This window comes from Paraburkholderia sp. ZP32-5 (genome assembly GCF_021390495.1).
In the GTDB taxonomy this organism is placed as follows: Bacteria; Pseudomonadota; Gammaproteobacteria; order Burkholderiales; family Burkholderiaceae; genus Paraburkholderia.
On the sequence record NZ_JAJEJP010000002.1, the window covers coordinates 130,990 to 157,126 of the forward strand.

Annotated in this window: 24 protein-coding genes; 12 read left to right on the top strand and 12 right to left on the bottom strand. The window is 61.1% G+C overall.

Annotation, left to right across the window (positions count from 1 at the left end):
* Positions 1 to 31: 31 nt before the first annotated feature.
* A complete protein-coding gene (locus tag L0U82_RS19470; protein ID WP_233833619.1) occupies positions 32 to 1,009 on the bottom strand; it encodes an AEC family transporter in 978 nt (325 codons plus the stop codon).
* A gap of 203 nt (positions 1,010 to 1,212) precedes the next feature.
* On the opposite strand from L0U82_RS19470, the gene L0U82_RS19475 reads away from it, so the two are divergent.
* Positions 1,213 to 2,079 (top strand): LysR family transcriptional regulator, encoded by an 867-nt coding sequence (locus tag L0U82_RS19475; protein ID WP_233833621.1) that lies wholly within the window; start codon positions 1,213 to 1,215, stop codon positions 2,077 to 2,079.
* A 30-nt stretch (positions 2,080 to 2,109) separates the two neighbouring features.
* Here the strand turns inward: L0U82_RS19475 and L0U82_RS19480 are convergent, their stop codons facing one another.
* Both L0U82_RS19480 and L0U82_RS19485 read right to left on the bottom strand, forming a co-directional pair.
* Entirely contained in the window at positions 2,110 to 2,772 is a 663-nt protein-coding gene (locus tag L0U82_RS19480) for a VC0807 family protein (protein WP_233833623.1), read from the bottom strand.
* 276 nt (positions 2,773 to 3,048) lie between these two features.
* Entirely contained in the window at positions 3,049 to 3,774 is a 726-nt protein-coding gene (locus tag L0U82_RS19485; RefSeq protein ID WP_233833625.1) for a GNAT family N-acetyltransferase, read from the bottom strand.
* A gap of 123 nt (positions 3,775 to 3,897) precedes the next feature.
* Between L0U82_RS19485 and pdxR the strand changes: the two genes are divergently transcribed.
* From pdxR to L0U82_RS19500, 3 genes are all read left to right on the top strand, one after another.
* Complete coding sequence (gene pdxR, locus L0U82_RS19490; protein ID WP_233833627.1) at positions 3,898 to 5,406, top strand: MocR-like pyridoxine biosynthesis transcription factor PdxR; 1,509 nt, start codon at positions 3,898 to 3,900, stop codon at positions 5,404 to 5,406.
* Positions 5,407 to 5,628: 222 nt separating this feature from the next.
* On the top strand, positions 5,629 to 5,961 hold the full coding sequence (locus L0U82_RS19495; protein WP_233833629.1) for a hypothetical protein: 333 nt from the start codon (positions 5,629 to 5,631) through the stop codon (positions 5,959 to 5,961).
* A 132-nt stretch (positions 5,962 to 6,093) separates the two neighbouring features.
* Positions 6,094 to 6,678, top strand: a complete 585-nt coding sequence (locus tag L0U82_RS19500; protein ID WP_233833631.1) for a flavin reductase family protein — start codon at positions 6,094 to 6,096, stop codon at positions 6,676 to 6,678.
* A gap of 29 nt (positions 6,679 to 6,707) precedes the next feature.
* Here the strand turns inward: L0U82_RS19500 and L0U82_RS19505 are convergent, their stop codons facing one another.
* The 3 genes from L0U82_RS19505 to L0U82_RS19515 all read right to left on the bottom strand — a co-directional run bounded on the left by L0U82_RS19505 (position 6,708) and on the right by L0U82_RS19515 (position 10,638).
* Positions 6,708 to 7,037: a low molecular weight protein tyrosine phosphatase family protein gene (locus L0U82_RS19505; RefSeq protein ID WP_233833632.1), complete on the bottom strand. Its 330-nt coding sequence runs from the start codon at positions 7,035 to 7,037 to the stop codon at positions 6,708 to 6,710.
* A 45-nt stretch (positions 7,038 to 7,082) separates the two neighbouring features.
* The gene (locus L0U82_RS19510) at positions 7,083 to 7,574 is read right to left on the bottom strand and encodes a GNAT family N-acetyltransferase (RefSeq protein ID WP_233833634.1); all 492 of its coding nucleotides are present in this window, start codon (positions 7,572 to 7,574) and stop codon (positions 7,083 to 7,085) included.
* A 136-nt stretch (positions 7,575 to 7,710) separates the two neighbouring features.
* Positions 7,711 to 10,638, bottom strand: coding sequence for an HD domain-containing phosphohydrolase (locus L0U82_RS19515; RefSeq protein WP_233833636.1), 2,928 nt, complete (start codon positions 10,636 to 10,638; stop codon positions 7,711 to 7,713).
* A gap of 655 nt (positions 10,639 to 11,293) precedes the next feature.
* Here L0U82_RS19515 and thrS point away from each other — a divergent pair.
* The 7 genes from thrS (at position 11,294) to L0U82_RS19550 (ending at position 19,668) form a co-directional block, all read left to right on the top strand.
* Positions 11,294 to 12,505, top strand: coding sequence for a threonine--tRNA ligase (gene thrS, locus L0U82_RS19520; protein WP_233833638.1), 1,212 nt, complete (start codon positions 11,294 to 11,296; stop codon positions 12,503 to 12,505).
* Positions 12,506 to 12,950: 445 nt separating this feature from the next.
* On the top strand, positions 12,951 to 15,182 hold the full coding sequence (locus tag L0U82_RS19525; RefSeq protein ID WP_233833639.1) for a TonB-dependent receptor: 2,232 nt from the start codon (positions 12,951 to 12,953) through the stop codon (positions 15,180 to 15,182).
* A gap of 294 nt (positions 15,183 to 15,476) precedes the next feature.
* Positions 15,477 to 16,226, top strand: coding sequence for a glutamine ABC transporter substrate-binding protein GlnH (gene glnH / locus L0U82_RS19530; RefSeq protein ID WP_233833640.1), 750 nt, complete (start codon positions 15,477 to 15,479; stop codon positions 16,224 to 16,226).
* A gap of 24 nt (positions 16,227 to 16,250) precedes the next feature.
* On the top strand, positions 16,251 to 16,907 hold the full coding sequence (glnP, locus tag L0U82_RS19535; protein ID WP_233833641.1) for a glutamine ABC transporter permease GlnP: 657 nt from the start codon (positions 16,251 to 16,253) through the stop codon (positions 16,905 to 16,907).
* Positions 16,904 to 17,641, top strand: coding sequence for a glutamine ABC transporter ATP-binding protein GlnQ (gene glnQ, locus L0U82_RS19540; protein WP_326489749.1), 738 nt, complete (start codon positions 16,904 to 16,906; stop codon positions 17,639 to 17,641). Before glnP ends, glnQ begins: the two co-directional genes overlap by 4 nt.
* 10 nt (positions 17,642 to 17,651) lie before the next feature.
* Entirely contained in the window at positions 17,652 to 18,734 is a 1,083-nt protein-coding gene (locus tag L0U82_RS19545; protein WP_233833643.1) for a C45 family autoproteolytic acyltransferase/hydolase, read from the top strand.
* The gene (locus tag L0U82_RS19550; protein ID WP_233833645.1) at positions 18,673 to 19,668 is read left to right on the top strand and encodes a MurR/RpiR family transcriptional regulator; all 996 of its coding nucleotides are present in this window, start codon (positions 18,673 to 18,675) and stop codon (positions 19,666 to 19,668) included. Before L0U82_RS19545 ends, L0U82_RS19550 begins: the two co-directional genes overlap by 62 nt.
* Before the next feature lie 11 nt (positions 19,669 to 19,679).
* On the opposite strand, the gene L0U82_RS19555 is transcribed toward L0U82_RS19550, so the two are convergent.
* Together L0U82_RS19555 and bfr are read right to left on the bottom strand one after the other, a co-directional pair.
* Positions 19,680 to 20,174, bottom strand: a complete 495-nt coding sequence (locus L0U82_RS19555) for a GFA family protein (RefSeq protein ID WP_233833647.1) — start codon at positions 20,172 to 20,174, stop codon at positions 19,680 to 19,682.
* 61 nt (positions 20,175 to 20,235) lie between these two features.
* Positions 20,236 to 20,712, bottom strand: coding sequence for a bacterioferritin (gene bfr / locus L0U82_RS19560; RefSeq protein ID WP_233833649.1), 477 nt, complete (start codon positions 20,710 to 20,712; stop codon positions 20,236 to 20,238).
* A 406-nt stretch (positions 20,713 to 21,118) separates the two neighbouring features.
* Here bfr and L0U82_RS19565 point away from each other — a divergent pair, with 406 nt between their 5' ends.
* On the top strand, positions 21,119 to 22,480 hold the full coding sequence (locus tag L0U82_RS19565) for an MFS transporter (RefSeq protein WP_233837418.1): 1,362 nt from the start codon (positions 21,119 to 21,121) through the stop codon (positions 22,478 to 22,480).
* A gap of 95 nt (positions 22,481 to 22,575) precedes the next feature.
* Here the strand turns inward: L0U82_RS19565 and L0U82_RS19570 are convergent, their stop codons facing one another.
* The 4 genes from L0U82_RS19570 to L0U82_RS19585 form a co-directional block, all read right to left on the bottom strand.
* Positions 22,576 to 23,301, bottom strand: coding sequence for an amino acid ABC transporter ATP-binding protein (locus tag L0U82_RS19570; RefSeq protein WP_233833651.1), 726 nt, complete (start codon positions 23,299 to 23,301; stop codon positions 22,576 to 22,578).
* Positions 23,302 to 23,364: 63 nt separating this feature from the next.
* On the bottom strand, positions 23,365 to 24,021 hold the full coding sequence (locus L0U82_RS19575; protein ID WP_233833653.1) for an amino acid ABC transporter permease: 657 nt from the start codon (positions 24,019 to 24,021) through the stop codon (positions 23,365 to 23,367).
* A 71-nt stretch (positions 24,022 to 24,092) separates the two neighbouring features.
* Positions 24,093 to 24,893 carry a transporter substrate-binding domain-containing protein gene (locus tag L0U82_RS19580; protein WP_326489770.1) on the bottom strand — a complete coding sequence of 267 codons (801 nt, stop codon included), beginning with the start codon at positions 24,891 to 24,893 and terminating at the stop codon, positions 24,093 to 24,095.
* A gap of 34 nt (positions 24,894 to 24,927) precedes the next feature.
* The gene (locus tag L0U82_RS19585) at positions 24,928 to 26,031 is read right to left on the bottom strand and encodes a saccharopine dehydrogenase family protein (RefSeq protein ID WP_233833657.1); all 1,104 of its coding nucleotides are present in this window, start codon (positions 26,029 to 26,031) and stop codon (positions 24,928 to 24,930) included.
* Positions 26,032 to 26,137 lie beyond the last annotated feature (106 nt).

Here is a 26,137-nt window from a genome sequence, read left to right on the forward strand (position 1 = left end):
CCCGTGTGCGAAGGATAACGCGCGCTCGCGGCTAGGTGCGATGTCCCATCACCATCAGCAGCAACGATAACGTGAGCACCGAACCGACCGTCGACAGCAAAATCGTCCGCGACGTAATGTGCGCCTCGCGATCGTAGAACTCGGCGAGCATGAACGGGCCGGTGCCGGTCGGCAGCGCGGCGAGCACGACCGCCATTTCGACCAGTGCCGGCGCGAGGCCGAACACGCGCGCGGCGAGCCACCAGGTCAGCGCCGGCTGCCCGATCAGCTTGACGCCGGTCAACAACAGTGAAATGCCGCCCGCGCCGCTCTCGCTATTTGTAGCGCCCGCGCCCGAGCTCGCTTCGCTGGAGCGCTTTTCCGCGAGGAACAGGCCGAGACTAACGAGCGCGCACGGACTCGCCGCGCCGGCCAGCAGCTTCAGGAAGGTCTCCGCGCTGGCGGGCAACGTGACGTGCAGGCTCGCGACCGCTACGCCCGCGAGCGGCGACACGATCAACGGATTGCGCGCGAGCGAGCGCAGCACCTTGAAGCCGAGCTTGTGCGGCGTGCGCTCGGTTTGCAGGCCGATTTCGATCAGCACGATCGCGAGCGCGAACAGCACGCACGCGACGAGGATCGTCGCGATCGTCGTCGGCGTCAGGCTCGCCTGCCCAAACGCGATCACGCCGAGCGGAAAGCCGATGTAGCCGGTGTTCGGATACGACGCGGCGATCGCGTCGACGCTCGCATCGGCGAGGTGCCGGCCGTTGAACAGGCGCAGCGCGAGGATCAGCGTGAACACGGCCGCGCAGGCGATCGAAAACGTCGCGACGAACGCCGGTTGGTAGAGCTGATGCCAGGTTGCGTGCGCCATCGTATCGAACAGCAGCGCGGGCAGCGCGAGCCACACCACGAAGCGATTGAGTTCGGAGGCGGCGTTCGGTCCGAGCACGCCGCGCCGGCGGCACGCGAAGCCCGCGAAAATAAGGCCGAAAACGGGAAGCAGGATTTCGAGGGTGGCTAACATCGATGCAAGCGGTGCGAAAGCGGGGGGCGAAAAAAGTTGCGTGTAACGGGGCGAGCGAAAGCGGCTTATGAAAACACCGAAGAAGGCGCCGAAATGCGGCGAAACTGCCGAGCCGCCAGCGTAGTGAATTGCGTTGATACAATCCAATACTGTTTAAAGGCTTCAACAATACCTTTTTTGCATCGTTGTTCCACGGAGGCTTCGTGATCGATGTCAAACCGCTACGCTACTTCGTTACGCTGGCCGAGACGCGTCATTTTGGCCGGGCGGCGGCGCGGCTGAATCTGTCGCAGCCGCCGTTGAGCCGGCAGCTCGCGGCGCTGGAGGCGAGCCTTGGCGTGACGCTGATCGAGCGCAGTCCGCGCAGCGTCACGCTGACCTCGGCCGGCGAACGCTTTTACGCGGATGCGAAGGCAATCCTCGCGGCGGTCGAGCAGGCGGTGAGCAACGCGCGGGCCGCCGCGCACGGCGAGGCGGGCAAGCTCGCGATCGGCTTCACGATGTGCTCGGCGTATAGCGTCGTGCCCGGCTACGCGCGAACTTTCGGCGTCGCGTATCCGGAGGTCGAATTGAAACTGCGCGAGGTCGTATCGAACGATTTGACCGAACAACTGCTCGCCGGGCACATCGACGCGGCGATCATGTTTCCGGCCGTGACCGACAAGGCACTCGCGACGCGCACGGTGCTGAGCGAGCCGCTGTGTGTCGCGCTGTCGCGCAGCCATCCGCGCGCGCGGGCGCGGCGGCTGAAAATCGCACAACTGGCCGGCGAGCCGTTCGTGCTCGCGTCGGAGGATGTTGCGCCGAGCCTGCGCGCAACGATCCTCGAGCATTGCCGCGGGGGCGGCTTCGAGCCCGATATCCGTTTCGAGGTGCAATTGCAGCAGACGGTGCTGAGTCTCGTCGACGAGGGCGTGGGTGTCGCGCTGGTGCCGTCGTCGATGCGCAAGGCGCAGCTTGCGGGCGTGGTGTTCCGGCCGTTGGTGGATGCACCGCTGATCGAGCAGGTGCTGGCGTGGTCGCCGGCGAACCGGAACCCTTGTTTGAAGAGGTTTTTGGAGTTGGCGTGAGGGGCGCCGAGGAATTGCGCGGCGGAACCATCAGAGGCTGACGGTCGAACTCGCGACCACCGCATCGTCATCCGGATAACGCCGCGCGTCCCGCTTGATGCGTCGGCGGATCCAGAACGTCCATAGCGTGAGCGCCGCATACACGCCGTAGCGCAGCAGCGTCGACGCAAGCACCGCACGGCGATCGTCCGGCCAGTACCAGACGATCGCGCAACGCAGGATATTCTCGGCGATCATGCCGACGCCCCATACGAGCGTCATCAGCCGGATATACGCGGCGAGCGTCGGGCGTTCACGCCAATGCCGCTCGAAACTCTCGGCGCTGCGATGATCTTCGCGCGACATCGTCGAGCGTGCCAGATAGAACACCCATGGCTTGCGCAATGCGAGCGACGCGAGGAACGAGATGCCGATCAGGCCCGACACCATCGGATCTTCGAGCGATTGCAAGCGCGTGCTGGCGCCGATGGACCGAGCCCCGAGCGAAAGCACGATACCCGTGAGCACGAGCGCGCTGAGCGCGTCGAAATGGCGATAGTGGAACAGGTCCCAACTCATCCACGCGATCAGCGGCAGCGCCGACGCGGCGAGCGCGCCGGACTGCCCCCAGTGCGGAAACGCGAGCCGGTAGACGAGCCACGGCAGCGCGACGTTGATGAGCAATGCGCTGAGGTAGCGCAGACGGGATTTCATCGGCTGGGCGGTGGCGAACGTGGCAATCGGATTGGCGTCGCGCGGGCCGTTGCCGGTACGTATGCCGGGCCAGGGTGCTCGCGCGACGTCACTGCGCAGTGTAGGGCGAAGCGGTATTCGCATCCCGCGGTTGGCGGCGCATGGCGAGTTGCTGGCGGGATTGCACGCTTCCCGGGCGTGGGCTGTTCCGAGCTGCTTTGACTTCAGGGCAAGCGCGCCGCGTGTGGACGTATCGACGGCGCGCCTTTTGAAGCAAGCGCGAAGAGCGCGCGCTTTTTACGCCGCCGCTCTGCGCCGCGCGATCAGGTCCGCGAGCTTTGCCACCTGCTGCCCTTGCGCATCGAAATTGCCTGCATCGAGCCATTGCGTATAGCACTCACGCAGCGCCGGCCATTCGCCATCGAGGATCGAGAACCACGCGGTATCGCGATTGCGCTCGCGATACACGATCGCCTGGCGGAAGATTCCCTCGAACGTGAAGCCATAACGCGCGGCCGCGTCGCGCGACGGCTCGTTCAGCGAATCGCATTTCCATTCGAAGCGTCGATAGCCGAGTGCGTCGAATACCTCGCTCATCAGCAGAAACATCGCATCGGTCGCGATGCGCGTGCGCTTCAGACGCGGCGAATAGGTGACGTGGCCGACTTCGATCACACCGTTCGCCGGATCGATCCGCATCAGCGCGAGCGTGCCGACCGGCTTGCCGGTCGCGAGGTCGATCACCGCGTAGTGCAGCGGATCCTTCGACGCGGCCATGCGCGTCAAATGCTCGCGATACGCGCTCAGACTGTCGAACGGGCCGACCGCGAGATAGGTCCAGTCGCGGCCGTCGGTGGCCGAGCTATACGCGTCGAACAGGTCCGCCGCGTGGCGCTCGACATCGACCGGCTCGATCCGGCAATAGCGGCCCGTCAGCGGCTCGCGGCCCGGTGTCCTGGCGCCATGCCAGCCGGGCACGGCGATGCCGATCGGCTGGCCATACGTGTTACGTCTTTGTTCCATGTCTGTTCCCCAGTCTGGTACGCGCGAGCGCGGGCGGTTGATACAGGTCGATGCCGAAACGATACGGCAAACGTGGTATGTTCAAAAGATCCACGACACGGCTGATCGATAGGTCCAGCAAACATGATCGAGATCATCGGGGCGCTTATCCATGCGGACGACGCCACCGCCGCGAACGGTGCCACCAACGGCGCCGCGCGGCCCGCGCCGCTGCAAAAGCAGCTGATCGAACGTCTGCAGCAGGCGATTCTCGCGGGCCGCTTGCCGGCGGGGTCGCTGCTGCCGTCGTCGCGGTTGCTCGGGGCGGAGATGGGCGTATCGCGCAACACGGTCGTGATCGCCTACGAGCATCTGGCCGCGGTCGGCTATGTGATCGCCGATCGTCAGGGCACGCGCGTGAGTCCGCTATCGAGCCCCGCCGCGCGCGGCGAGCCGATGGCGCTGGGCGCCGCGGCGGAAGTCGCGTATGCGGCGCGCGTCGGCCAGTTCGCGGCGCCACAGAACCCCGTCGACAACGGCTATGCGCTGACGCCCGGCACGCCCGCGCTCGACCGCTTTCCGCTCGCCGCATGGCGGCGCGCGCTCGAACGGGCGATGGAGCGTGCGTGGCCGCAGGCACTCGGCTACGGTACGCCGGCCGGCGAGCCGGCGCTGCGCGACGCGATCGCCGCGCATCTGCGGATGGCGCGCGGCGTGCGCTGCGACGGCTCGCAGGTGGTGATCACCGAGGGCGCGCAGGAGGCGCTGAACCTGTGCGTGCGTCTGTTCACGAATCCCGGCGATATCGCGTGGGTCGAGGACCCCGGCTATCGCGGCGCGAAGGCCGCGTTCAATGCGGGCGATCTGCATACGCTGGCGATGCCGGTCGACGCCGAGGGCATCGCCGCGCCGGACGATGCGTGGCGCACCCATCCGCCGAGGCTGATTTACACGTCGCCCGCGCATCAGTATCCGACCGGCGCGGTCTTGTCGGTCGCGCGGCGGCTCGCGCTGATTGCGCAGGCCCGGCGCGGCGGCGCGTGGCTGATCGAAGACGATTACGACGGCGAGGTTCGTCATACCGGCGAGCCGATTGCGAGCATGCAGGGTCTCGTCGACGACGCGCCGGTGCTGTACGTCGGCTCGTTCAGCAAGACGATGTTTCCGGCGCTGCGCATCGGCTTCGTGGTGCTGCCGCGCCCGATCGCCGCGCGTGCCGCTGTTGCACTGCAAGAAATGCTGCGCGGCGGGCATCGACTGGAGCAACTGGCGCTTGCGCATTTCATCGACAGCGGCGAGTTCGGGCGGCATCTCGGGCGCATGCGGCGGCTGTACCGCGAGCGCCAGCAGGCGCTGCGCGATGCGCTGGCGCGGCATTTTCCGGCGGCGCGGATTCTCGGCGGCGATTGCGGCATGCATTTGACGCTGCTGTTGCCGTCGACGCTCGATGACCGCACGCTGGCCGAGCGCGCGCAGGCGCGAAGGCTCAACCCGCGGGCGCTGTCGGGGTTCGCGCTGGCCGCGTCGGAAGCGACGAATGGTCTCGTGATCGGCTATGGCAATACGGCTGCGGAGCGGTTGGCGCCGGCGGTCAAGGTGCTGGCGGAGTTGGCGCGTGAGCAAGACCCCACGGCTGCCGCGCCTCGCGTGTAAGTTTTACGTTTGTCCGCGCGGCCCATGTCGCGCTATCGTGTCGTCTATGCGCGGCGATTCGACAGGACCGATTCACGATTTCGCCAGCATGTGCCGCCATTGCACGGCTTGCCGCCCGGCGTGATCGCCCGGCAGACGGTGCGCTCGCCGCGGTTCCGGCAATGGGCACGAACAATGCCTTGAATGTGGTTATCGATGACGATCTATCCGACCGGAGACGACATGAAGGAAATCGAACCGACCCCGTGGTTTGACCTGGCCACGCATACGCCCGTCCGCGAAGGCTGGTACGAAGTGCAATTGACGAGCGGGGACACGGCGTTCGCAAAGTTTGGCGACGGCGTCTGGACCGAAAAGCCGTTGCTCGTATTCACGCACTGGCGCGGACTGTCCGCCGATCCGTCGAAAGCCGGCGAGGGCGCGGTCGAATCGGTCAACGCCGAAGCTACCGCGGCGCAAGGCGTGCGCGCCGCATGGAACGCGTTCTTCCCGGGGCTCGGCGAAGAACAGCACAAGCCGCTCGATGCGTTGCCGAACGGCAAAGCGCCACACTGAGGTCTGTCAGGGCGGCGGCTTGCGGGCCGCCGCCGCATCGTCGCTTCGTTTCAGTTCGCCGTACTTCGCCGCGCCCCTTCGACTGGCGCCGCTACAATCTGCGTCATCTCTTCCGGCGCAAACCCGCAAACAATGAACCCCACTCGCGAACCCGTGGAACTGCCGCGCGCGACGCAGCTGCTCAATCATGGCCCCGTCACGATCGTCACCAGCGCGCATGGCGGCCGCTCGAACGTGATGGCCGCATCGTGGGCGATGCCGCTCGATTTCAATCCGCCGAAGGTGGTGGTCGTCGTCGATAGCCGGACGTTGACGCGTCGCCTGATCGAAGCGAGTGGCGTGTTCGGCCTGCAATTGCCGAGCCGTGGTTTCGCCGCGCAGACACTCGCGGTCGGCACGCATGCAGGCACCGAACTCGACAAGTTCTCCGCGTTCGATCTCGATACGTTCCCCGCGCAAAAAATCGACGTACCGATGCTCGCCGGTTGCATCACGTGGATGGAGTGCAAAGTGATTCCCGATGACAGCCAACGGCACGATCTGATCATCGGCGAAGTGGTTGCCGCGTACGCGGATAGCCGCGTTTATTCGCACAACCGCTGGCATTTCGGTGACGACCCGAATCTGCGCACCTGCCACTATGTGGCGGGCGGAACGTTCTTCGCGACGGGCGACGCGTTCGAGATCGCGCCGGCGAGTGCGTCGTCGGTGGAGTGACGGGCGACGTTGCTTGAGCCGCCGGTCCGCTATTTGGCGCGAAGAAATCTTCCCGCTTTCTGTTCGAGCAGCGCGACGAGTTCGGGCTGCATGAATGCGTAGTTGTCGGGGATGTCGAGGCAGACAACCTTCTTGCCATTCAGATACGCGCGGAATTTCGCCGACAGCCGCGCGCGATGCGCTTTTTCCATCACGAAGACGATATCGGCCCAACGCAACTGCTCGGCCGTGAGCGCTACGTCGGCATCCGCGCCGAGACCGGCCGAATCGGTGGCGACGCCGGGCCAACTGGCGAATACCTGTTCAGCCGTAGGACTGCGCAGGCGATTCTTGCCGCAGATAAACAATGCGCGTATCACGATAGGTGCGTAGTGCGATATCAATAGCGACGCTGCTTGAGCCGCTTATGCACTTCCTTCGCCTTCGGCAAATGATTTGAGCGCATCGCCGGCGAGACGATAGCGCACCCATTCGCTCTGCGGATTCGCGCCGATCGACTTGTAGAAGCCGATGGCCGGTTCGTTCCAGTCGAGCACGCTCCATTCGAAGCGGCCGCAGCCTGTTTCGCAGGCGATTTGCGCGAGATGGCGCAGCATCTGTTTGCCGGCGCCGCTGCCGCGCGAGGCGGGCGACACATACAGATCTTCCAGATAAAGCCCCTGTTTGCCGAGCCACGTCGAATACGAAAAGAAATAGACGCAAAAGCCGACGGGCTCGCCATCGATTTCGCAGATCAGCGCTTTTGCCGGAACACCCGCGGAAAACAGGCTCTTTTCGATATCTGCGACGGTGGCGACGACTTCGTGCTCGGCTTTCTCGTACACCGCGAGTTCGGTGATGAAGCGAAGGATCAGCGCGGCGTCGGAGGAGGTGGCGGGGCGGATGTGGATGGTCAAGGTTGGATGCTCGGTGAGTTGAGTGGCACGGCGGCGGAACACGGCGCCATCATAGCCGCTTTTGTTGCCGGGCTCGCGCGTGCCGGGCGCTTCATCCGATGCTTGCGGAGAAGCGCATTCTCAACGCACTAACGCACTAACCGATTTCAGCCGCTTCGACGTAACGCTCGATATCGATCTCGTCGATCTGCTCGCTGCTCATGAATCGATCCGCGTAGTCGCGGTACACACCGGAAGTCAGAAACAGATCGAACAACTCCGGATCGATATGGCCGCCGCGTTTCATCCGCCACATGATCTCCATCGATTCGGAGAGCGTCTTGGCTTTCTTGTACGGACGATCGGCCGCCGTCAGTGCCTCGAAGATATCCGCGATCGCCATCATCCTGGCGAGCGGGCTCATCTGATCGCGCGTCAGACGCTTCGGATAGCCTTTGCCGTCCATTCGCTCGTGATGGCCACCGGCAATTTCCGGTACCTGCCGCAAGTGTTTCGGAAACGGCAGTTGCGACAGCATGATCAACGTCTGAATGATGTGCTCGTTGATCTTGAAGCGCTCTTCCTCGCACAACGTGCCGCGCTCGACGCACAGGTTGTGAAGTTCGCCGCGGTGATACAGCAACTCGGGGACCGTCATTCTGAATCCCCACGGATTGTCCGCGGCAATTCGCTCGCGTTCGTCGCGCTCGATGCGATGCTCGGGTTTGTCGGCAAGCAATGACTCGCGCACCGGCAGCGGCTCGGCGACGGTGCCATCCTTGCGCAGGCTCTCCTCCGCCGAGATGCCGATGCGATCATCGAGCGTGCGCTCCCACGTGCGCGCGCCGATCTGCTTCAGGCGCTCGATATACGCGGGGTTCATCGATTCGCCACCGATGTTGCAGGTTGCCACGAACGCGAATTCGTCATCGAGTTGCGCAAGTTCGAGATCGCGGCGCGCCTGTGCGGTGGCGGTGTCTTCTCCAGCCGCGATCGCTTTCAGGCAGGCAATTTCCGCATCGCGTTTCAGCACCTCGAAGCGCGTGCGGATTTCGTGGATGCGGTTATAGATCGTCTCGAGCTTGGTTGCCTTGTCGACCACATACTCCGGCGTCGTGACCTTGCCGCAATCATGCAGCCAGGCCGCGACATGCAGCGCTTCCCATTCCTGCTCATTCAGTTTGAACTCGCGATAAGGGCCCGTGGTGGTATCGCAGGCCGCCTTCGCGAGCAGTTTGGTCAGCTCCGGTACGCGGGCGCAATGGCCGCCCGTATAAGGGCTCTTTGCATCGATGGCCCCAGCGGTCAACTGGATAAAGGCCTCAAACAGATCGCGTTGCGCCTTGATCAGTTCGCGGGATTCAAGCACACCCGCGGCGAGGCCGGCGGCGGTCCTGACGAACGACAATTGGGCACTCTCCATCGGCGTTGAGCGCAGGAACAGAAAAACGCCCACTGGGTGGCGTTGCCGATTCAGCAGCGGGACGGCGGCGGCATGGCAGCCGCCGTCGCCGGCAAGCGCGGTCAGCTTCGCGCCGGCCACTTCGTCGCGAGTCAGATAAGCCGTGTGTGGCGCGCCGTTGCGAATCGCTTCGCGGATGACGGACAACGTGCCGTCGAGCGTGGTCTGCTGCAGCTGTACTTCGCCATTCATGCTCCGTGCGTTCCATACCGACGCCGGTTCGAGCGTCGCTTCGTCGACGAGGTATAGCACGCCCGAGTCGGCGTCGGCCGCGCTCATCGTCTCGGTCAGCAGCATCGGCATAAGCCGGTCGATGCGAGGTTCCTTCGCGACGTTCTCGATGATATGCAGGAATCGCCGGATCGTCCGCCTCATGCTGTTCATCGTGGTGCCGAGCTCGTTGACTTCGGTGATTCGCGAGGCAATCTCGAACTCCTGCGTGAATTCGAAATGCCGAATCGCCTCCGCTGCGCGTGTGAGAGATTGCAGCGGACTGGTAATGCGACGAGCGCCGAGCCAGATCACCGGAATCGCCAACAGAACGATCAGCAGAGTAATGCTAAGGCTTATCGAACGCAGCCGATCGGCGCCATGCAGCAGATCGCTTTTACGTATCGCGTACACCAGAAAGAGCGGATCGTGATCGCCCAACGGTAATCTGCCGATCGACGCGTACCACTCGTGACCGTCGAGCGTAATGGTTTCATGTATCTCTCGCGTGGTGTCGGATGCGGGGATGTCCATCGCGAGCCGCGCGAGCAATGGTTCGCCGAACTCGCGCGCGAGCCGCAGGCGCGGCTTCTGATCGGGGCCCATCGTGGTCAGACTGGCGGCGGGCATCGTGCCGTCGGCGATAACTTCACCGCCGCGGTTCATCAGCGCAAGCGTGGCGCCGTGTGGTTTCGGCACGTTTGAAAGCGCCTGCCCCAGTGTGTCCAGCGTGATGTCGCCGCCGATCACGACGCCCGGCACTCCGCTGGCGACGGCCAATGACGTACCCACCTTGTGATTCGAGAAGAACACATAAGGTTGTGTGCGAATCAACTTCCCGGTTCTGTTGGCCGAGCGGTACCAGTCGCGCGTGCGCGGATCGAATTCCGCCGGATATCCGGGACGATCGATGATCTTCAGAACTTTCAGATCTGCATCGACCAATAGAAAACGTCCCACCGAAGAAGACTCGTGGTGTTCGATGCTTTGGACGATATAGCGGGCTTCAGGAGGCGCATTCACTAATGCGCGGTCGGCGTCGTCCTGCAACTGCCTCACATAGAAGAAGTCGCCATTCGGATAGCCGATATAGAGTGCATTCAGCGTCGGCGAAGCGTCGAATGCTTCGCGAACCATACCTATGCGTTCAAGCCGTTGGGGGAGAGAGACAGCTTCCACCAGCACGCTCTGGCCGAGAAGTTTGACCGCCATCTCCGCGGGCGAAAGCAGTTTGCGCACTTCATCGTGCATTTGCAGACCCATGCGCTGCGTCGTGTCCGATGCGGCAGCTTCGAGCATGTTCCTTGCAAGCGAATGGACGATACTGCTGATCAATATGCCGACCGCAAGAATGAGCAACACAAACAGCGCGGAGACATGAACGTGGAGCGGAAAATTTTTGCGCGCTTTCATGCAATGCCCATTCCATGACCTCAGCAACAGTTGGATTACATCGGAGGCAACCAGGCGATGCTTTCTCTCGTGGTCACCAGCAAGATAACTTCGAATCCGGCCTGTCCATAGTACGAAGACGGGCAATTTCAGGCGGTGAGAATTCGCTGATGATAGTTGATCGCCGCGTATCACGCTTGCCTGGAAAGTGCATAACGGGAGGCATTACAGGAAGCTGTCGAGACTATTGTTCTGCGTTTCCGTGACCTTTTCATTTCTGCCGGAATAGATCGTCACTCCGTGCGTTGGGAATAACAACATAGTACGAAGTCATGGCGAGAAACAATAAAACTTGAATAGCAGAATGATGCGGTGATAGCGCGGTTACTTCGCAATCGTTTGCTTCTTGCAGGTGGAGTAACGTGATTGACGTACCGGACCAAATTCGTTTACCTTCGATACATGCGCTTCCACTCGATCTCACTCTTCGCCGTCACCACCACGACGACCACCTTCACAGGCGGGTCGTCTGGAGGTTGCGCGCGCTAGAGCTGGAGAGCAGCACAAGCAGTGGCAAATCCCCAAAGGCCCCGCCGGAAACGGACGGGGCCTTTGGCGTTTCAGGACCTTCCGTTTGCGGCATTCATCGTGGTATCCAAACCAACGGAGCATGACCGTGAACGACATCGATCATCGTGTACTCGGCAATAAGCTGGATCTCTTTCATCAGCAGGAGGAAGGCCCCGGCATGGTCTTCTGGCATCCGCGCGGCTTTACGCTTTACCGCGTGCTCGAAGATTATGTGCGCGCACGCATGCGTCGCGCGGGCTTTCGCGAGATACGCACGCCGCAGTTGCTCGCGCGCTCGCTATGGGAAAAGAGCGGTCATTGGGAGAAGTTCGGCGGCGCGATGTATTCGCTGGCCGATGCCGAAGAGGAAGGCCGCGCGCTTTGTCTGAAGCCGATGAGTTGCCCTTGCCATGTGCAGGTGTTCAACCAGCGCGTGCGCTCGTATCGCGAGTTGCCGGTGCGTTATAGCGAGTTCGGCGCGTGCCATCGGGATGAACCGTCGGGGTCGCTCGAAGGTTTGAAGCGCACGCGCGCGTTCGTGCAGGACGACGCGCATGTGTTTTGCGCGCCCGCGCATATCGAGGCGGAAGTGGGCCGCTTCTGCGCGTTGCTGCGTTCGATGTACGCGGACCTCGGCTTTCCCGACTTCAAGGTTGCGCTGGCGACGCGCCCGCCATTGCGCGCGGGCGACGACGCAACGTGGGATCGCGCGGAACAGGCGCTGGCTGATGCCGCGCATGCGGCCGGTCTTGCATTCGACGTACTCGCCGGAGAAGGCGCTTTTTACGGGCCGAAACTCGAGTTTCATCTGACGGATAGCCGCGCGCGAAGCTGGCAATGCGGCACGATCCAACTCGATTTCGTACTGCCCGAGCGGCTCGATGCGCAGTACGTCAACGAGCGCAACGAGCGCGAGCGGCCGGTGATGATCCATCATGCGGTGCTCGGCAGCATCGAGCGTTTCATCGCGATGCTGCTCGAACATCATCAGGGATGGTTGCCGATGTGGCTCGCGCCTGAGCAGGTGGTGGTCGCGACGATCAGCGGCGCGAATCTCGCTTATGCGGACGAACTCGTTCGGGCTCTCGACGATGCGGGTGTTCGCGCGGTGCTCGATAGCCGGCCGGAGCGGCTGGAGAAGAAGATCGTCGATGCGCGCGACAAGCAGGTGCCGATTCTCGTCGCTGTTGGGCCGCGTGATCAACGTGATCGCACGCTTAGCGTTCGCGCGCGTGATGGACGGCAATCGGTGTTTGCGTTGGCGGAGGGTATCGAGTACTTGACGCGAATTGCGCTGCCGCCGGGACGATTGAAATGAAGAGTGGAAGTTTGCTTCGGCTGGATCGATCTGTTGCGTAAGCGATCGCGAGGAATGGAGAGGGCGGCGATAGCCGCCCTCAATTCCGCAGTCAATCCGACGATTCGTCCCCGCATGTAATGGCCTGTAACTCGCTCCGATCGCTCCGCCGGAATAAACGCGATGCAACCAGCGTTCATCCTCAGCGTCAGCCGTTCGACAGGTATTTCGTGACCCAAGGCTGACCAGAAGGGAGTGCGCCGCCAGGAACATCGCATCTGTTCTCGACGGAAGAACCAGGGGCCCGGCATTAATGACGGGGCAAATTGCACTCCAAAAGTTAAACAAAAATCGTTCTCAGTTGTATTTGTGATTAGCGATTGAACAATCCACGCGCCGATTCAAGGCGTCGCTGGGATGCGCGCCAATCGATCTGCAATTGAGAAGTGAACTGGAGGTTTTTGAAGTGAAGAAGACCCGTATCAAGAAGATCGGAAAAGGGGTTGCGCGGGGATTGACCGCGCCGCTGCTCGCCATGGCACTCGTTCACCCGGCGAGCGCGCAGCAGTCGCCGACGGCTGGCGCGGCAAACGCGGCACCGTCGGATACTTCGACGTTGCCACCTGTCGAGGTGCGCGCAGCCACGCCGACTCAGGCGCCGGTGATCGACAACATCAACGATCCGGAGCAGGTCACGGGTTTGAGCAAGACCGGAACCGCGCTGAAGGATCTACCCGCGAGCGTGCAGGTGATTCCGCGCGCACTGTTGACCGAGCAAGGCGCGACGATGCTGCGGCAGGGCGTGTCCAATGCGAGCGGTGTCAATGTCGGCGGTCAGGACACGAAGGGCTACTACGACCACTTTCTGATTCGCGGCCTCAATGCGCAGATCTATAACGACGGATTCTCCGATGGCGATCTGCTCGGCGGCGTTTCGCATTCGCTAAATGGCGTCGAGCGTATCGAGGTGCTCGAAGGCCCGGGTTCCGCGCTTTTCGGCAGCGGGCCGCCGGGAGGCACGATCAACATCGTCCATTACGCGCCGTCTTCCGAATTTCATTTTGGCGGCAATATCCAGTCGGGCTCGTTCGGCACGATTGGCGGCAGCGGCTACGTTACCGGGCCAACTGGCATCGCAGGACTGAACTATCGCGTCGATGCGACCGTGTCGCGCTCGGATGGATTCCGCGATCTCGCGAGCCGCGACGAAGAGATTCGGCCCGCGTTCGAATGGAAGCTCGACAATCACAAGATCGATTTCTCTCTGGATGCGCGTGACATTCACGAGACGCCCGACTCGTATGGTCTGATCTACTTCCATGGTTCGCCTATTACAGGCGTGCCGATCGATGCAAAGTACTCGACGCCGTTTGCTTATGCGCGTGGTAACTACGTGCGCCCGACTCTGACCGATGAGTGGAAGATCAGCGACATCCTGACGATCAACAATCGCTTTTCGTACCTGCATCACAGCCTCGATGTAGTCGGTAACGGCGACAGCACGAGTACCAAGGTCAGCGATGGCGAGGTGGTCGGCCGGCAACTGCGGCAGCAGGACGATTCGGACAACAGTATCGATTATCAACTGGAGCCGGTATGGCGGTTCGGCACGGGCAGCGTCAAGCACACGCTGCTGACCGGCTTCGAATACCAGCATCAGACGATCGACACCGAGCGCACCACGGCGGACTTGCCGAACATTCCCGATGCGTTCGCACCGGTTCCACCGGAAACTTCGCTGGCCGGTCTCACATTCCTGTGCGATGCCAAGCACTCGTGCGACAACGATCATCTCGTCGCCAATTACTACAGCCTGTACGCGACCGATCAGATCGACGTGACCGACAGGCTCAAGGTGAGAGCAGGCGTTCGCAAGGATTGGTGGGACACGTCGCTCACGCCGAACATCACCGTGCCGGGGCGCTTCGATACGCAGGGTCAGCCGCTTGTTGCCGGTGTAACGGATTCGCGTAACGACGCGCCGGTCAGTTGGAACATCGGCGTGCTCTACAAAGTACTGCCGTGGATGTCGCCTTATGTCGGCGTATCGAAGAGTCATCTGACGAACTTCAACTCCGAGAGTACGCAAAACGGCATTGGCGCACCGGAATCCGCGTTGCAATACGAAGTGGGCGTGAAGTTCTCGTTTCTCGACGACCGGTATGTGTTGAATACTGCGCTCTTCGACGTTTCGCGCGATAACGTGGCGACGCTGACCACGATCAATGGCGTGGAAAGCGTGGTGTTCGACGGCCAGAAAACGAAGGGCGCGGAAGCGTCGCTCGATGCGAGCATCACGCCGCAATGGCATCTGACCGCCAACTTCACCGCGCAGGATCCGAAGATCACCGACAACCCGCAGGCGTTGGCATCGGTCGGCAATCGTCCGCAAGGTGCACCGGCGTTTATCGGCAACCTGTGGACCACCTACGACTTTTCGATCGCCGGCGTGCCGGGTTTCCATGTCGGCGCGGGCGTCAACTATGCCGCCAAGTCGTACAGCGATGCGACGAACGTCAATTCGATTCCGTCGTACGTGATTGCCAATGCAGCATTCGGCTATGAAACGTCACGCTGGGGCGTGGATCTGAACGTCCACAATCTGACGGATCGCCGTTACTTCATTGCCGCCAACGCAGCCGGTGCGTATGTCGGCGAATCGCTGAGTGCGTTCGTCAATCTGCACGCACACTTCTAAGTAAAGACGAAAGTAGGACGGGGTACCGAATCGGGGCGAAATGCGAGCCCTGATTCGACGACCTCGATCACCTCCGTTGGACCTGACCCCGGCTCTCCGGGGCCACGCAGGCTGCCCGGCAGCCGTCTTCCACACCTTTCCGGTCTTCACCGGCGCTGTCTGATCTCTTCCCAGGGTAAACCCAATTCGCAAGCAAATTTGCGCTCGTCCCTATTGCGCAAATAAATTTGCGAGAGAATACTTGGCGCAAATCGGCTTGCTGCCGATCGTGAACCCAACCCGGAAGAGGTCGTCATGAAACTCGTTGCAAAGCTCGTCGCGGCGGCACTCGTCGCTGCCTCCGTCCTCGGTCATGCCGCACGGGCCGAGACCTTGCTGGTCGCCTGCGACACGGCGTTCGTGCCGTTCGAATTCAAGCAGGGCGACAAATACGTCGGCTTCGACATCGATCTGTGGGAAGCGATCGCGAAGGATCTGAAGCTCGATTACAAGCTGCAGCCGATGGACTTCAGCGGCATTCTGCCGGCTTTGCAAACGCATAACGTCGATGTCGCGCTCGCGGGCATCACGATTAAGGACGAGCGCAAGAAGGTCATCGACTTCTCGGATGGCTACTACGACAGCGGCTTCCTGTTGATGGTGCCCGCCACGAGCACGATCAAGGGTCCGGAAGACCTCAAGGGCAAGTCGCTCGCGCTGAAGACCGGCACCTCGGCGGCAGACTACGCGAAGGCGCATTTCGCCGGCACCGATCTGCGGCAGTTCCCGAACATCGACAACGCGTATCTCGAACTGCAGACCGGTCGCGTCGATGCCGCGATGCACGATACGCCGAACGTCCTCTACTACATCAAGACGGCAGGCAACGGACATGTGAAGGCAGTCGGTCCACAGATGATGGCGCAACAATACGGCATCGGTTTCCCGAAGGGCAGCCCGCTCGTGCCGAAGGTCAATGAGGCGATTGCGAAGATCAAGGCCGACGGACGTTATGCGGCGATCTACAAGAAGTGGTTCGGTGTCGAACCGCCGGCAAAGTCCTGATCTACACCGCTGCGGAGAGCACTCATGCAGTTCGATCTGTCTGTCGTCATCAATGCGATACCGGCGCTGCTGCAGGGCGCGAAACTGACGGTGCTGATTACCATCGCCGGCCTCGCGGGCGGCCTCGTCGTCGGTTTTCTGTTCGGCCTGATGCGCGCATATGGCAACGCCGTTCTGCAGAAGATCGCGTTCGCGTACGTCGAATTCGTGCGCGGTACGCCAATCGTCGTTCAGGTGATGTTCATCTACTTCGCGTTGCCGGTACTGCTCAACGTGCGCGTCGACGCGATGACGGCCGCGGTTGTGTCGATCATCGTCAACTCGGGCGCGTATATCGCCGAGATCGTGCGCGGCGCGTTTCTATCGGTGCCGCGCGGTCTGAAGGAAGCGGGGCTCGCGCTCGGCATGCCGATGTGGCGCGTGCTCGCGTTCGTCGTCGGGCCGGTTGCCGTGCGGCGCATGACGCCGTCGCTGGGCAACCAGTTCATCGTGAGCCTGAAGGACACATCGCTGTTCATCGTGATCGGCGTCGGCGAATTGACGCGCCAGGGCCAGGAGATCATGGCGGCGAATTTCCGCGCCGTCGAAATCTGGACCGCGGTCGCGCTGATCTACCTCTGCATGATCGGCGTGCTGACCTTCGGCCTGCGCACGATGGAAAAGAGGATGCGGATACTATGAATACGCTCGATATGGTGCAGTTCAAGCAGGTCACGAAGCGCTTCGGCAAGACCACCGTGCTCGACGGCGTCGATCTGAACATCCGCGCGGGCGAAGTCGTGGTGCTGATCGGTCCATCGGGTTCGGGCAAGTCGACGCTGCTGCGGTGTATCAACGCGCTGGAGCAGATCGACGGTGGCGATCTGGTCGTCGACGGCATCAGCGTGCTGGGCGGCTCAAAGCAGGTACGCGAGATCCGCCGCGAAGCGGGCATGGTGTTTCAACAGTTCAACCTGTTCCCGCAATTGACGGCGCTCGAGAACGTCGCGTTCGGTCCGCGTCAGGTGCGCGGCATGGGCAAGCGTGAAGCCGAAGTGCTCGCGCGCGAACTGCTCGCGAAAGTGGGCCTCGCAGAACGCGTGAATCACTATGCGAGCGAGTTGTCGGGCGGTCAGCAGCAACGCGTGGCGATTGCGCGCGCGCTGGCGGTCAAGCCTAAACTGATGCTGTTCGACGAGCCAACTTCCGCTCTCGATCCGGAATTGCGTCAGGAAGTATTGCGCGTGATGCAGTCGCTGGCGGAAGACGGTATGACGATGGTCGTGGTGACGCACGAGATGGCGTTTGCGCGCCGCGTCGGCACGCGGCTCATTTTCATGGAGCACGGCCATATCGCCGTCGATGGCGCGCCCGCCGAACTGATCGACAATCCGCCGAATCAGCGGTTGCGTGATTTCCTTCAACACGTCGAGTGAATTCATTCAGATGCCCGTACTAGGTTACATCGAGATTTCCGGCATGCCGTTCGAGGCAGGCCGCGCGTTGGGGCGTTTCGGCGCGCCGGCCGTGCATCGTCATCTGGTGCGTTCGAGCGCCTGGCGCGACGTGATGCAATGGCGCGGCACGCCGCTCGCCGGCGCGCTGGCCGCGCACACGCAGCAGCGTTTTCCTCGTGTGTGGGCGGAATTGCAGGGCCTCGCCGATGGCCTCGGTCTGCCATTCGAAGAGGTGTTCCTGTGGAACTGCCGCGGCGACGTGTGGGCCGCATCGCCGGATGGATGCACGACAGTGCAGTTGCCGGCGGCCGGCCACAATCGCATCGCGCACAACGAAGACGGCGACCCGGGCTTCGCCGGCGATTGCGCGATCGCCGAATGCCGTATCGACGGCAGCCCGCGCTTTGCCGCTTTCGTCTATCCGGGTTCGCTGCCGGGTCATACGTTCGCGGTGACGGACGCGGGTCTTGCCATTGCAGTAAACAACCTGCGGCAGCGCGGCGTGCAGGCTGGCGTGCCGCGCATGGTGCTGATGCGCGCATTGCTGGATGTCCGCAATTCCGCGAACGCGTTATCGCTGTTGCGCGACAATCCGCGCGCGGGCGGCTTTCACGTTACGCTCGGGCACCGCGCGAGCGACGTTTTGACCAGTGTCGAGTTCAGCGGGCACGGCTACTCGGCGCAAACGATCACGCAGCCATCGTTGCATGCGAATCACGCGATCCATCCGGCGATGAGCGGCTTTGCGCAGATCGTGACCGATTCTTCACGGCATCGGCAGGCGCGCGGTGACACGTTGCTGCACGAGGCGAGGCAAGCGCGGCATTCGCCGGAGCCGCTGTCGATTCTCGCCGACACGCACGACGCGTCGCTACCGATCTATCGCAACGACCCGAATGACCCGGACGACGAGAACACCCTCGCCACCGCCGATATCCTGATCAAGGCGTCTCACATAGAATGGAGCGTTTATGAACAGCCGGGGACGCCGCCCCGATATCGAATGATCGATGGACACAGACAAACGCACGACACGCCGCAAGGCGGCGAACAACGAAGCGAAGGCGCCTGACCCGATCGGTCTGGTGCCGCGCACTGTCGACGGATTGCGCGAGCTGGTGGTGCGCATCGGCCGCGACGAGGCAGGGCTTTCGCTTGGCGGCAAGGCGCATGCGGTGCTCGCGTGGTTGATCGAGCGGCCGGAGGAAGTGGCCGTGCGTACGATCACCGATCTTGCGGCCGCGCTGGATGTCAATGCATCGACGCTGACGCGTCTCAGCACGAAACTCGGCTACACCGGCTTCGCCGATTTTCAGAGCGTATTCCGCGATTCGTTGGCGCAGCGGCATCGGCATTTCTACACGCATCAGGCGGAACGTCTGGTGGCCGGCAAGAAAGCGCATGGGCATGCTGGCGCCGACGCGGAAGATTCATCCGAAGTCGATGTGGTCGCGCAACTCGCGCGTGAATCGATCGGCAATGTCGAGACGTTCCTCGCGCGGCTATCGCCCGCGGATCTGCGTGGCGCGGCGACTTTGCTCGCCGATGCGCCGCGTGTGCGCGTACATGGTCTGCGGCAGTTCAGCGCGCTTGCCAGTTTCCTGTGCTACGGCCTCGGCATGATCCGCACCGATGTCGGCCTGCTCGATGCGCAAGGGCTCGGCGTCGCGGAAGGCCTCGCGCAGTTGCAGCCGGGTGACGTGGTCGTCGTGACGAGCGTGGCGCCATATACGCGCAGCGTTGCCGAAGCAGCTGTAGCAGCCTCCGACGCCGGCATGACCGTGATCGCGATCACCGACACGCTCGCATCACCGCTCGTGCCGCCCGCGCGTCACGCGTTTCTGATTCCGCACGACAGCAGCTTCTTCAGCAACAGCATGGGCGCGTATCTGATCTTTTGCGAAGGCCTGCTCAATCTCGTCGCGACGCATCTTGGCAAGCGTTCTCTTCAGGCGCTGTCGCGACGTGAGCGGCTCATTACGGCATTGGGTATCGAGCGCGATTGACAGCGAACGGTCTACGAAAAGACCATCGCAATGCGGGACATAAGAAGCTTTGCAAGAAACCGCGGAGGAAACGTCCGGTAGGTCGGTATATCGCTCGGTGCGCTGGCCGACTCCGGCTTGAAGCGCGCCTGAATGCACATTTGTATTGGTGGCGCGTCTTGCCGAAAGCGTTCCCGGTACGCCGCCACCCAGTGTCCCTTTTCGAAGTCGAGATGCATCGCGGTATTGCAGCATCCGGCGACGACACGTTTGGTCGGCGACGTGTCCTTCAGGCGCAGGTCTCGCAGCAACTCACGGCCTTTCGTGCACTCGAAACGATCTCTGCGATAGAGCACATACGCGGTTCCGCCATCCGCGCCGAGAACCGGCGCGGCATTCGCTAACGCGTCGATCTGCGCGGAGCCTCGTTGGCAATCGTCGCAGTAGCAAACGGCCGTCAGTATCGGTGTACCGGCAAGCTTGTACTCCACTTTGCCGCATGAGCATGAAACGGATGTCGCTGTCATCGGGACTCTCTCTTCGCACGGCTTCGGGACGAATGGGACTATATCGTCTCGTACGACCGTGTCAATTGAGCGAGCCGATTCCCGACTGCTGATAGTTTTCGATGCCGATCTTGTCGATCAGTCCAAGCTGGGTTTCGAGCCAGTCGATGTGATCTTCGGTGGCGTCGAGAATTTCAACGAAGATCTCTCTCGATACGAAGTCGCGAACGGATTCGCAATACACGATCGCTTCCTTGCATTGCGCTTGCGCGATCCGTTCGAGCTTCAGATCGCATTCGAGGATCTCGCGCGTGTCTTCGCCAATGAGCAGCTTGCTCAAGTCCTGCAGGTTGGGCAGTCCGTCGAGCATCAGAATCCGCTCGATCAGCTTGTCCGCATGCTTCATTTCCTCGATCGATTCGTCGTATTCATGCTTGCCGAGTGCATCGAGGCCCCAATGTTTATAAAGCCTCGCATGCAGGAAATACTGGTTGATCGCTGTCAGCTCGTTTTTCAGTTCGGCGTTCAGATAGTCGATAACCTTCGGATCGGCTTGCATGGCTTCCTCCTGGAATCGATTCCGTTATAGCGACTGGGCAATTACGAAAGCATAGACCCTTGATTCAGACATCGCGCGAACGAGAGCATCAATGAGAGGAATTCCGTCTTTCATCAAGCCTACGCTTCACTCGAAATCTCACGCGTGTATCGGTATCAATTGCATTGAAACGACGATTTACCAGATGCGAATTCGGCAAGAAATGCGGCGTCGAAACGCACTTTCCTGGAGAACTCTACTCTCTGCGAATAGCAATCCGAGTGCGATTTTTATTGCACCCGGCTGGCAGCCATTAGGGAAGCCGTTAAGCCGCCTTAGTCGCCCTCTGCGCTCTGCCTCACCGGAACCACCCAATGTATTACATGTCGATAAAAACATCACCCGGGGCTTTTGGGGGAGACATCAAATGGCTGCCACGCAATCAGGGGCAATGCCCCTCTCCAATGAGGAGGCTCGGCGCCAGTTGCGCCGCGCTGTCATCGCCAGCACGATTGGCACGACAATCGAATGGTACGACTTCTTTCTATACAGCACGGTCACCGGTCTGGTGTTCGCCAAGCTGTTCTTCCCCGAATCGGACCCGCTCGTCGGGACACTGCAGGCTTTTCTGATCTATGCCGTGGGCTTTATCGCGCGGCCTGTCGGCGCGGCGATTTTCGGCCACTACGGCGACCGGATCGGACGTAAAGCAACCTTGATCGTCACACTATTGCTGATGGGGTTTGCGACGTTCGCCGTGGGTTTTGTGCCGACCTATGAGAGCATCGGCATCTGGGGTGCCATCCTGCTCACGGTGCTGCGCTTTATTCAGGGTGTTGGCGTCGGCGGCGAGTGGGGCGGCTCGGTACTGATGTCGATGGAATGGGCGCGTACCAACAAGCATCGCGGCTTCGTCGCATCGTGGCCACAGTTCGGCGTACCCGCCGGGTTATTCGTCGCAAACCTGGTGGTGCTGGCCACCAGCGAGCTTTCCGGCAGTGCGTTTCTGACGTGGGGTTGGCGAGTGCCGTTCTTCTTCAGTATCGTGCTGGTCGCGATCGGTCTTTATATCCGCTTGAATATTCTCGAAACACCGATTTTCGCGAAGCTCCTCGCCGAGAACAGGATCGAAAAGGCACCGATGCTCGAAGTACTGCGCCGTCAGCCGAAAGACATTCTTCTGTCGGCGTTTGCGCGCATGGCCGAACAGGCGCCTTTCTACATTTTCACGGCCTTTATCTTTGCCTACGGCGTGAAGACATTGGGCGCCTCGCGCGACCTGTTGCTCACGGCGGTACTCGCGGCAGCCGTATTGGAATTCATCACGATTCCGCTATTCGGCCACATTTCCGATCTTATCGGCCGGCGACGCATGTACATGATCGGCGCCGCTGCCGTGGGCATTTTCGGCTTCATCTTCTTCTACATGGTCGACACGCGAAACCCGATGTGGATTTTCGCTGCCATCGTGCTTTCGCTGGTGCCTCACGCGATGATGTATGGTCCGCAAGCCGCGCTGATCGCGGAGTCGTTTACGGGCCGGTTGCGCTATAGCGGTGCGTCGATGGGCTACCAGTTGGCGTCCATCATTGCGGGCGGACCCGCGCCGCTGATCGCGACCGCGCTATTCGCGTACTTCCATTCGGGCCTTGCCGTGGCGGGTTATATCTTCGTGTGCGCGGTGATCAGTCTGGCCGCGGCGTCGCGTCTCGGCGATTACACGAACAAGGATATTTCGCGCGAATACGACGACGTACCGGGGAGACGGCATCGGTTCCACCTGAATTAAAAATGCCCGGCATCGAATCGACGCGAACCAGACTCGACGCGGCACTTCTTTGAAAAGATGTGCCGCGTATCGGTGAGATGTATTTCAACAGCCTGCTAGTGCAGAATTTTGGCGAGAAAATCCCGCGCGCGCTCCGAGCGCGGCGTATGGAAAAATGAGTCGCTTTTCGCGTCTTCAACGATCACACCTGCATCCATGAAGAGCACGCGATTTGCGACTTTGCGCGCAAATCCCATCTCGTGCGTCACGCACACCATCGTCATTCCTTCACGCGCGAGTTCGACCATCACATCGAGCACCTCGTTGATCATTTCCGGGTCGAGTGCGGACGTTGGCTCGTCGAACAGCATCGCAATCGGGTTCATCGACAGTGCACGGGCGATCGCCACCCGCTGCTGCTGTCCGCCCGACAACTGGCCGGGAAACTTCTGCGCATGTGCTTTCAACCCAACCCGATCGAGAAGGCGCAGTCCTATCTCGTGAGCCTCATCCTTCGGCCGTCGCAGCACCTTCATCTGCGCAAGAGCGAGATTGTCGCGAACGGACAGGTGTGGAAACAACTCGAAATGCTGGAACACCATGCCGACGCGCGCACGCAGCTGCGAGAGCTTGACCGAAGGATCGTCAAGCCGATTGCCGTCGACAGTGATGCTGCCCTTCTGGAACGGCTCCAGACCATTGATCGTCTTGATCAGCGTCGACTTGCCCGATCCAGACGGCCCGCAGACGACAACCACTTCGCCTTTCGTGACCGACGCGCTGCAATCCGAGAGGACCTGATGCTTGCCGAACCACTTCGATACGCTATCGAGTGTAATCATGTTGGGAATGTTTATCAGTAGCAGAACACTCGGCCGTACACGTTGTGAACAGCCTGTAGATAGTCAGTGCGACGGCATCGCGCATCGCTTTTCGATGCGAAACTGGATTCGCGCTAGCAGAGTACTCAGTACCCAATAGATCGCCGCGGCAGCGAGATACAACGGAAGTGGCTGGAACGTCGACGCGATTGCTTCCTGCGCCGAACGCAGCAGTTCGGTCACGGTAATGACGGAAACGAGCGATGTATCCTTGATCAGGCTGATCAGGGTGTTCCCAAGACTCGGCACCGCAAGCCGCAGCGCCTGCGGGCACACGACGTAGCGCAGCGTCTGCATATACGTCAGGCCGAGACTGTGCGAGGCGGCCCACTGGCCGCCGCTGATCCCGAGGATTGCGCCACGCATGCTCTCCGAAAGGTACGCGCCAGCATTGAGCGTCAGCGTGAGGATGCCGGCCGCCGTCGGGTCAAGCGAGATGCCGATGTCGGGCAGCCCGTAGTAGACCACGAAGATCTGCACGAGCAGCGGCGTGCCACGCATCAGGCTGACGTACCCTTGTGCGGTTGCGGACAGGATCCGGCTGTTGCTGATACGCACGATCGCGACAATGAGGCCGACGACCAATCCGAGCACCATCGATGCGACCGCGAACTTAATGGTAAGCAGGGCTCCCCTCAGCAGAAAGGGCAAGCTATGCACGACCAGATCAAACGCTTCCATGAACTTGACTCCTTGTTACCGCGGGGCGCGTCGACGACAGAACGCGCGAGGACGCCCGCGCGTGGGATCGGTTAATGTATGGCGGGAACCGTGATGTCGGTGTCGAACCAATGCATCGAAATCTGTTTCAAGGTGCCGTCCTGCTTCATCGAAGTAATCGCATCATCGAGCGCTTTCTCGAACTTCGGATTCCCCTTTCGGAACGGAATGCCCATTTGCGTGTCGCCACCCTTGACCAATGCCCCCGCCTTAAGCGGCAGATGTGCGTTCTTGATCAGGTAGGGCAGCATTACCCGATCATCCATACTGACATTGACGCGCCCCGACGCGACGTCGGCCAGTTTCTCGGGCGCCCCCGGGTAGGTCTTCACGTCTACGCCCGGCAGGTTCTTCGCGAGTTCGGCGAAGTTCGTGCCGAGAGTGACACCGATGCGCTTACCCTGCAAAGCATCGTGCGCGCCGTAGTCGACCGGGTCGTTCACGCGCTGGATCAACTGCGCGGACGAGTACGTGTAGGGTTGCGAAAAGTCGAGCGCCGCCTTGCGCTGGTCGGTAATTCCAACCTGGTTGACGATCACGTCGAACTTACCCGCCTCCAGGCCGGCGAGGATTCCGCTCCATTCGGTTGTGATGAATTGTGGCTTTACGCCGAGCCGTGCTGCAACCGCCTTCGCGACATCGACATCGAAGCCCACGAGCTGGCCATCTGCTCCGCGCGAGTCGAACGGCGGGTAAGTTCCTTCGCAGGCAATCTTCAATACTCCAGCCTGCTTGACGGTATCGAGCAAGTCTTCGGCGTGCGCGGACGCAGCCGCGACGCCAAGTAGTGCGGCGATGAGTCCAGACACGAACATCGGCTTAAATCCCTTCATCTTTATCTCCAGTCGTTGGAATAGTGTTAAGAGCTTAGGCGGCCTCGAGCTGCAATTGAGGCTGCATCGCATATGCGCTTCCGAAGCGGTTCGCAAGGAACGTATCAAGCGAAATATCTTCCTGGCGAATGAAACCCGTACCCGACAGTTTTCCGTCAGCGAGCATATCGAGCACCGCGCAGATGCCTGAAGCCGTGGTAATTTGAATAGCGCTACGGACCTCCCCACCAATCGACTTGCTATAGATCTTGTTGGCGTAGGTATCCTGAAGCAGCCTGCCGGAGCGCCTACCGACGACAGTCACAAAAATCACGACGACGTCTTGAATCGTCGTGGGCACGACTGCCTCGAGCAGGTTCTTGAAAACGTCGCGTCGATCGCGCAAACCCAGATCATTGAGCAACGTCTTCATAATCTGCGCGTGGCCCGGATAACGAATCGTCCGGTAGTTCAACGTCCGGACTTTGCCATCGAGCGTTTCACAAAGTGTACCGAGGCCTCCCGACGTGTTGAACGCTTCGTAAAGAACGCCGTCTAGCGAAAACTCTTCACGCTCTTCGAGCGACGGCACCTTCACCAACTGGCCGTTCATGATCGCTTCACAGGGCTCGATGTATTCGTTGATGACTCCATCCGTGCTCCACGTGAGGTTGTAGTTCAGCGAGTTCGACGGATATTGGGGCAGTGCGCCAACGCGCATGCGAACGCTTTCCAACGTGTCAAAGCGCTTTGCCATGTCATACGCGACGATTGAGATGAAGCCGGGTGCCAGCCCGCATTGGGGAATGAAAGCGGTGTGTGCGCCCTTCGCCAACTGCTTGACTGCATGTGTGCTCGCTACGTCTTCGGTCAGATCCAGGTAGTGGACGTTCTCCGCGCGAGCGGCCTGTGCAATTCGGGTGGTCAGATGAAAAGGTGCGGCGCTCAAGACTGCGAACTTGCCTTTCAGCTCGCCTTCCAGTACTCCAGGTGCGGAGATATCAAGCGCTTTTTTATCCAGAGTGTCGGAGCGCTCTAACGTACTCAACGCTGTCTCGGATTGATCGATCAACGTCACATGATAATCTTTAGTACCGGCCAGCATGCTGGCAATGGTTGCTCCGATCTTGCCGGCGCCCACAACAGCGATTTGTTTCATCTGCTCTCTCTCCGTTAGCGTTACTCGCACCAAACTTTGAGAGCATGTTAGGGCCACGCTACGCCGGTTTGTAGCCAACCAATATTCGTATTGCGCGTTTGTTTCG

Bases quoted from the DNA above. Each gene is read 5' to 3' on its own strand.
- L0U82_RS19485 (WP_233833625.1), bottom strand. From the start codon at position 3,774: ATGGAACAAAGACGTAACACGTATGGCCAGCCGATCGGCATCGCCGTG.
- L0U82_RS19585 (WP_233833657.1), bottom strand. From the start codon at position 26,031: ATGAAACAAATCGCTGTTGTGGGCGCCGGCAAGATCGGAGCAACCATT.
- L0U82_RS19550 (WP_233833645.1), top strand. From the start codon at position 18,673: ATGGACACAGACAAACGCACGACACGCCGCAAGGCGGCGAACAACGAA.
- L0U82_RS19565 (WP_233837418.1), top strand. From the start codon at position 21,119: ATGGCTGCCACGCAATCAGGGGCAATGCCCCTCTCCAATGAGGAGGCT.
- L0U82_RS19470 (WP_233833619.1), bottom strand. From the start codon at position 1,009: ATGTTAGCCACCCTCGAAATCCTGCTTCCCGTTTTCGGCCTTATTTTC.
- L0U82_RS19480 (WP_233833623.1), bottom strand. From the start codon at position 2,772: ATGAAATCCCGTCTGCGCTACCTCAGCGCATTGCTCATCAACGTCGCG.
- L0U82_RS19500 (WP_233833631.1), top strand. From the start codon at position 6,094: ATGAACCCCACTCGCGAACCCGTGGAACTGCCGCGCGCGACGCAGCTG.
- L0U82_RS19575 (WP_233833653.1), bottom strand. From the start codon at position 24,021: ATGGAAGCGTTTGATCTGGTCGTGCATAGCTTGCCCTTTCTGCTGAGG.
- glnH (WP_233833640.1), top strand. From the start codon at position 15,477: ATGAAACTCGTTGCAAAGCTCGTCGCGGCGGCACTCGTCGCTGCCTCC.
- L0U82_RS19580 (WP_326489770.1), bottom strand. From the start codon at position 24,893: ATGAAGGGATTTAAGCCGATGTTCGTGTCTGGACTCATCGCCGCACTA.
- L0U82_RS19555 (WP_233833647.1), bottom strand. From the start codon at position 20,174: ATGACAGCGACATCCGTTTCATGCTCATGCGGCAAAGTGGAGTACAAG.
- L0U82_RS19545 (WP_233833643.1), top strand. From the start codon at position 17,652: ATGCCCGTACTAGGTTACATCGAGATTTCCGGCATGCCGTTCGAGGCA.
- L0U82_RS19495 (WP_233833629.1), top strand. From the start codon at position 5,629: ATGAAGGAAATCGAACCGACCCCGTGGTTTGACCTGGCCACGCATACG.
- L0U82_RS19515 (WP_233833636.1), bottom strand. From the start codon at position 10,638: ATGAAAGCGCGCAAAAATTTTCCGCTCCACGTTCATGTCTCCGCGCTG.
- glnP (WP_233833641.1), top strand. From the start codon at position 16,251: ATGCAGTTCGATCTGTCTGTCGTCATCAATGCGATACCGGCGCTGCTG.
- pdxR (WP_233833627.1), top strand. From the start codon at position 3,898: ATGATCGAGATCATCGGGGCGCTTATCCATGCGGACGACGCCACCGCC.
- glnQ (WP_326489749.1), top strand. From the start codon at position 16,904: ATGAATACGCTCGATATGGTGCAGTTCAAGCAGGTCACGAAGCGCTTC.
- L0U82_RS19570 (WP_233833651.1), bottom strand. From the start codon at position 23,301: ATGATTACACTCGATAGCGTATCGAAGTGGTTCGGCAAGCATCAGGTC.
- bfr (WP_233833649.1), bottom strand. From the start codon at position 20,712: ATGCAAGCCGATCCGAAGGTTATCGACTATCTGAACGCCGAACTGAAA.